Source organism: Streptomyces sp. NPDC059564, from assembly GCF_042735575.1.
In the GTDB taxonomy this organism is placed as follows: Bacteria; Actinomycetota; Actinomycetes; order Streptomycetales; family Streptomycetaceae; genus Streptomyces.
Map to the genome: position 1 here is coordinate 1 of NZ_JBHWBP010000449.1, position 5,458 is coordinate 5,458.

At 72.0% G+C, this 5,458-nt stretch carries 3 protein-coding genes; all 3 read left to right on the top strand.

The features are described 5' to 3' along the window. The first annotated feature begins 428 nt into the window (after positions 1-428). The 3 genes from ACFV0Q_RS37875 (at position 429) to ACFV0Q_RS37885 (ending at position 5,309) form a co-directional block, all read left to right on the top strand. Positions 429-2,735, top strand: coding sequence for a HelD family protein (locus ACFV0Q_RS37875; protein ID WP_385012107.1), 2,307 nt, complete (start codon positions 429-431; stop codon positions 2,733-2,735). 433 nt (positions 2,736-3,168) lie between these two features. After that, positions 3,169-4,599, top strand: coding sequence for an NAD-dependent malic enzyme (locus ACFV0Q_RS37880; protein ID WP_385012109.1), 1,431 nt, complete (start codon positions 3,169-3,171; stop codon positions 4,597-4,599). A 428-nt stretch (positions 4,600-5,027) separates the two neighbouring features. Continuing rightward, positions 5,028-5,309, top strand: coding sequence for an HU family DNA-binding protein (locus ACFV0Q_RS37885; protein WP_007264399.1), 282 nt, complete (start codon positions 5,028-5,030; stop codon positions 5,307-5,309). The last annotated feature ends 149 nt before the right edge of the window (positions 5,310-5,458 follow it).

Below are 5,458 nucleotides of genomic sequence, written 5' to 3' on the forward strand. Positions count from 1 at the left end.
CGCGCCGGGCCGGCGGCTCCGGGGTCCCCCTACGCAAACGACACCCCCCCCCACCGAAGGGAGCGCCCTTGACCGGGCGGCCCGACGCGGAGAGACGATGAGACAGACGGGAGACCACCAAACCGGCTCTGATTCGGATCAGCTCGGATCCCGCTCCGCCGGCCCCCGCTCCGGGGCCCCCGCTCCGCCGGCCCCCGCCCGTAGCTCCGGCAGGCGGGTGGGCAACCCCCGCCCCGCCCCGGGCGCCCGAGGGGGCCGGAGGCGCCGCCGCGCGAGGCGACGTACAAGATCAGAAGTACCGCCGCCGGTTCCGCCCGATTCGGGGCCCATATCGTCGCTATTGGTACGCCGCGCGGAACGGGCGTGCGGAGCAGGGCCGGATTCGCGTACGGTTGACGGTCGCCCATGCACGTCAGAAGGGGGCCTTGGTGGCCGCGCAGAATGCCGCTGTCGACAGCACGGCGGATTCCGTCCGCGATCGGGAGATCGCGGCCGAGCAGACGCATCTCGATCAGGTGTACCGACGCCTTGAGGAGAAGATCCACGAGGCCGAGTTCCTGATGAACGACGCCGCCAAGCGGGGGCAGGTCGGCACGCCCGGCGCGCTCGCCGAGCGCGACGCGCAGGTCTTCCGCGCCGGGATCCACCTCAACCGGCTGAACAACGAGTTCGAGGACTTCCTCTTCGGACGGATCGACCTCGTCCTCGGCAAGGACGGGGAGCGCGGCGCCGACGGCGCGTTCACCTCCGTCGAGCCCGCCGAGGACGCGATCCGGCCCGACCTCACCGCCGACATCGCCGAAACCCTGCACATCGGGCGCATCGGCGTACTCGACACCGACTACGCGCCCCTCGTCATCGACTGGCGCGCCCCGGCGGCCGCGCCGTTCTACCGGTCGACCCCGAAGGACCCCGGCCGGGTCGTGCGCCGCCGGGTGATCCGCTCCAAGGGCCGCAAGGTGCTCGGCGTCGAGGACGACCTGATGCGTCCCGAGCTGACCGCCTTCCTCGACGGCCGGGAGCTGCCCGCCATCGGCGACGGCGCCCTGATGGCCGCTCTCGGGCGGGCCCGTACGCACTCCATGCGGGACATCGTTTCTTCCATCCAGGCCGAGCAGGACATGGTCATCCGGGCCCCCGCCGCCTCCGTGGCCGAAGTCGCGGGCGGTCCCGGCACCGGGAAGACGGCCGTGGCCCTGCACCGGGCCGCCTACCTGCTCTACCAGGACCGGCGGCGCTACTCCGGCGGCATCCTGATCGTCTCGCCCACGCCGCTGCTGGTGGCGTACACCGAGGGCGTCCTGCCCTCCCTCGGCGAGGAGGGCCAGGTCGCCATCCGGGCGCTCGGCTCGCTCGTGGACGGCGCCGAGGCGACCACGTACGACGACCCGTCCGTGTCCCGGATCAAGGGCTCCTCCCGGATGCTCAAGGTGCTCCGCAAGGCCGTACGGGGCGCGCTGGAGCTCGGCGCGGCCCCCGAGCGGCTGCGGGTGGTGGCCTTCGGGCGGCGCCAGGAGCTGGAGGCCGCCGACCTGGAGCGGATCCGTCAGACGGTCCTCAGCGGCACCGCCCCGGTGAACCTGCTGCGCCCGCGCGCCCGCAAGCTGCTGCTCGACGCCCTCTACGCGAAGTCCGGCGGGGCGGGCCGGCACAGCGACCCGGAGCTGGCCGCCGAGCTGCGTTCCGCGTTCGACGAGGACATCTCCACCGAGGACGACTTCATCGGCTTCCTCAATGCCTGGTGGCCGGAGCTGACGCCGCGCAAGGTGCTGGCCGCCATGGCCGACGAGCGGCGGCTGGGACGCTGGTCGCGCCGGGACCTGAGCCCCCGCGAGACCCGCCAGCTGGCCCGTTCCCTGCGCCGGGTCGGCCCGGACGGCAAGGGGCCGCTGTCGGTGCACGACGTGGCCCTGCTCGACGAGCTCCAGCAGCTGCTCGGCGCGCCCGCGCGGCCGAAGCGCAAGCGGGAGATGGACCCGCTGGACCAGCTCAGCGGGCTGGAGGAGCTGATGCCGACCCGCGAGGAGACCCAGTGGGAGCGGGCGGAACGCATCGCCGCCGAGCGCACCGAGTACGCGCACGTGATCGTGGACGAGGCGCAGGACCTGACGCCGATGCAGTGGCGGATGGTGGGCCGCCGCGGCCGGTCGGGCACCTGGACGGTGGTCGGCGACCCGGCGCAGTCCTCGTGGACCGATCCCGACGAGGCGGCCGCCGCGCGTGACGAGGCCCTGGGGCGCCGGCCGCGCAGGCGGTTCACGCTGACCGTGAACTACCGCAACCCGGCCGAGGTCGCCGAGGTGGCCTCCCGGGTGCTGAAGCTGGCGATGCCCGGCATGGAGCCGCCGACCGCGGTGCGCTCCACGGGCCTGGAGCCCCGTTTCACGGCCGCCGCCGAGGATCTGGCGACCACCGTCCGGGAGGAGACCCGCAGGCTGCTGGAGCAGGTGGACGGCACCGTCGGCGTGGTCGTGGCCATGGACCGGCGGGCGGAGGCCGCGGGCTGGCTGGCGGACCTGGGCGAGCGGGCGGTGGCGCTGGGCAGCCTGGAGGCCAAGGGCCTGGAGTACGACGCCACGGTGGTCGTCTCCCCGGCGGAGATCGCCGGGGAGTCCCCGGCGGGCCTGCGGGTGCTGTACGTGGCCCTCACGCGCGCCACGCAGCAGCTGACGGTGGTCTCGGCGGCGGGCGACCGCCCCGGCGAGGACGGCGTCCCGGAACTCCTGCGCCCCTGACGGACGCCGCGGGGCCGGATGGCTCGCGGCCAGGCGCGTGAGCCGGGAGACCGACTCGCGGGAGGGGGGATCACATCCGGCGATCCTTTGTTAGCCTGGTTACGACACCGGCTCGATCCAAGCCCCCGGGCCCAACCTTCGTCGCCTAGAGCGACCACTTGCCGCGAGGCGAGCATGGCGGGTCGGTGTCGTCAGTCTTGGTGAGAAGAACAGGTCCGCGCCCCCCACGAGTGGGGGGCGCGGACCAGTTTCGTATTAACCCACCATTCCACCGGCCCCCGGTATCTCGTATGGTGGAAGTGTTCTTCCGAAGTTTGTAGCTGGTTACCTCGTACCGGCTGGTAGGTGGGACGATCGGACAACGGGTCCCGTCACGCCTGCCGTGTGCGGGCCCTGTGTACAGCGAAATCAGGGACAGAAGAGGAACACGGCCATGGCAACGGCGCCCAGCGTCTCGTATTCGATGACGGTCCGCCTGGAAGTGCCCGCGAGCGGAACCGCGGTCTCCCAGCTCACCACCGCCGTGGAGTCTTCGGGAGGCTCGGTCACCGGCCTCGACGTGACCGCCTCCGGTCACGAGAAGCTCCGTATCGACGTCACCATCGCCGCCACCTCCACCGCGCACGCCGACGAGATCGTCGAGAAGCTGCGCGGCATCGAGGGCGTCAGCCTCGGCAAGGTCTCCGACCGAACCTTCCTGATGCACCTCGGCGGCAAGATCGAAATGTCGTCCAAGCACCCCATCCGCAACCGCGACGACCTCTCGATGATCTACACCCCGGGCGTCGCCCGCGTGTGCATGGCCATCGCGGAGAACCCCGAGGACGCGCGCCGCCTCACCATCAAGCGCAACTCCGTCGCAGTCGTGACCGACGGCTCCGCCGTCCTGGGCCTCGGCAACATCGGCCCGATGGCCGCGCTGCCCGTCATGGAGGGCAAGGCCGCCCTCTTCAAGCGCTTCGCGGGCATCGACGCCTGGCCGATCTGCCTCGACACGCAGGACGCCGACGAGATCGTCGCGATCGTCAAGGCCATCGCCCCCGGCTTCGCCGGCATCAACCTGGAGGACATCTCCGCGCCGCGCTGCTTCGAGATCGAGGCCCGGCTGCGCGAGGCCCTCGACATCCCGGTCTTCCACGACGACCAGCACGGCACCGCCATCGTCGTCCTCGCCGCCCTGACCAACGCACTTCGCGTGGTGGGCAAGGCGGTTGGCGACGTCAAGGTGGTCATGTCGGGCGCCGGCGCGGCCGGTACCGCCATCCTCAAGCTGCTCCTCGCGGCGGGTGTGAAGAACGCGGTGAGCGCCGACATCCACGGCGTCGTGCACGCGGACCGTCCCGACCTCGTCGACGCGGACGCCGACTCGCCGCTGCGCTGGATCGCCGACAACACCAACCCCGAGGGCTACACCGGCACCCTCAAGGAGGCCGTGGTCGGCGCCGACGTCTTCATCGGCGTCTCGGCCCCGAACGTGCTCTCGGGTGACGACGTCGCCGCCATGGCGGAAGGCGCCATCGTGTTCGCGCTCGCGAACCCGGACCCCGAGGTGGACCCGGCCGTCGCCCGCCAGACCGCCGCCGTCGTGGCCACCGGCCGCTCGGACTTCCCGAACCAGATCAACAACGTGCTGGTCTTCCCGGGCGTCTTCCGCGGCCTCCTCGACGCCCAGTCGCGGACCGTGAACACCGACATGATGCTGGCCGCCGCGGCCGCCCTCGCCGACGTCGTCGGCGAGGACGAGCTGAACGCCAACTACATCATCCCGTCGGTCTTCAACGACAAGGTCGCGGGCGCGGTCGCGGGCGCCGTCCGCAAGGCCGCCGCCGCTGCCGCCCCCGCCGCTGCCGCCACGTCGGTCTAGCCCCCGCGGCCGCTCCCCGCGGCCTCCTCACCGCAGCCGCCCGCCCCGGCGCCCGCGACGCAGTGTGACGGGCCCCACGGTCCGATCCCGGCGCGTCGCGGGATGCGGGCCCGGCGGGGCGCCTCTAGGGTTGCGGGGATGCCCGCGTGGCCCGCGGTCCGCATCCACGGCGGTCCGCCGGGTCCATCCGGCCCACGGACCCGCCGGAGCCCTGGGTGCGGACGGAGCGTCACCGCGGCGTGACTGTGGCGCTTTTCGTGTGACCCTGGCGGGTGCCGGATTGGCTTTCCCGCCGCTGGTGGGGGCAGGATGCGTAACCGGGCGAGAGGGTCTGACGTTCAGACCCGGGTCCGGGGACTGTCCGAGGGCCCTGGCAGCATCGGCTTCGATCTCACGCCTCTAAGGCAAGTTGAACACGGGAGTACAACATGAACCGCAGTGAGCTGGTGGCCGCTCTGTCCGAGCGCGCCGAGGTGACCCGCAAGGACGCCGACGCCGTTCTGGCCGCGCTCGCCGAGACCGTCGGCGAGATTGTCGCCAAGGGCGACGAGAAGGTCACCATCCCCGGCTTCCTGACCTTCGAGCGCACCCACCGTGCCGCTCGCACCGCGCGCAACCCGCAGACCGGCGACCCCATCCAGATCCCGGCCGGCTACAGCGTGAAGGTCTCCGCGGGCTCCAAGCTCAAGGAAGCCGCCAAGGGCAAGTAGTACCGCCCTTGTGCCGAGGGCCGCACAGGCCCTCGGGACGGCAGTGGTACGTAGCACCCCGACACTGCGCAGATTCAGTGAGCCACTCAGCCACAAACACGCTCAACCAACCTGCACAACACCAGGTCAGGAGCATGACGACTACTCAG

Excerpts from the sequence above, each read along its gene's own strand:
- ACFV0Q_RS37880 (WP_385012109.1), top strand. The coding sequence starts at position 3,169 with ATGGCAACGGCGCCCAGCGTCTCGTATTCGATGACGGTCCGCCTGGAA.
- ACFV0Q_RS37885 (WP_007264399.1), top strand. The coding sequence starts at position 5,028 with ATGAACCGCAGTGAGCTGGTGGCCGCTCTGTCCGAGCGCGCCGAGGTG.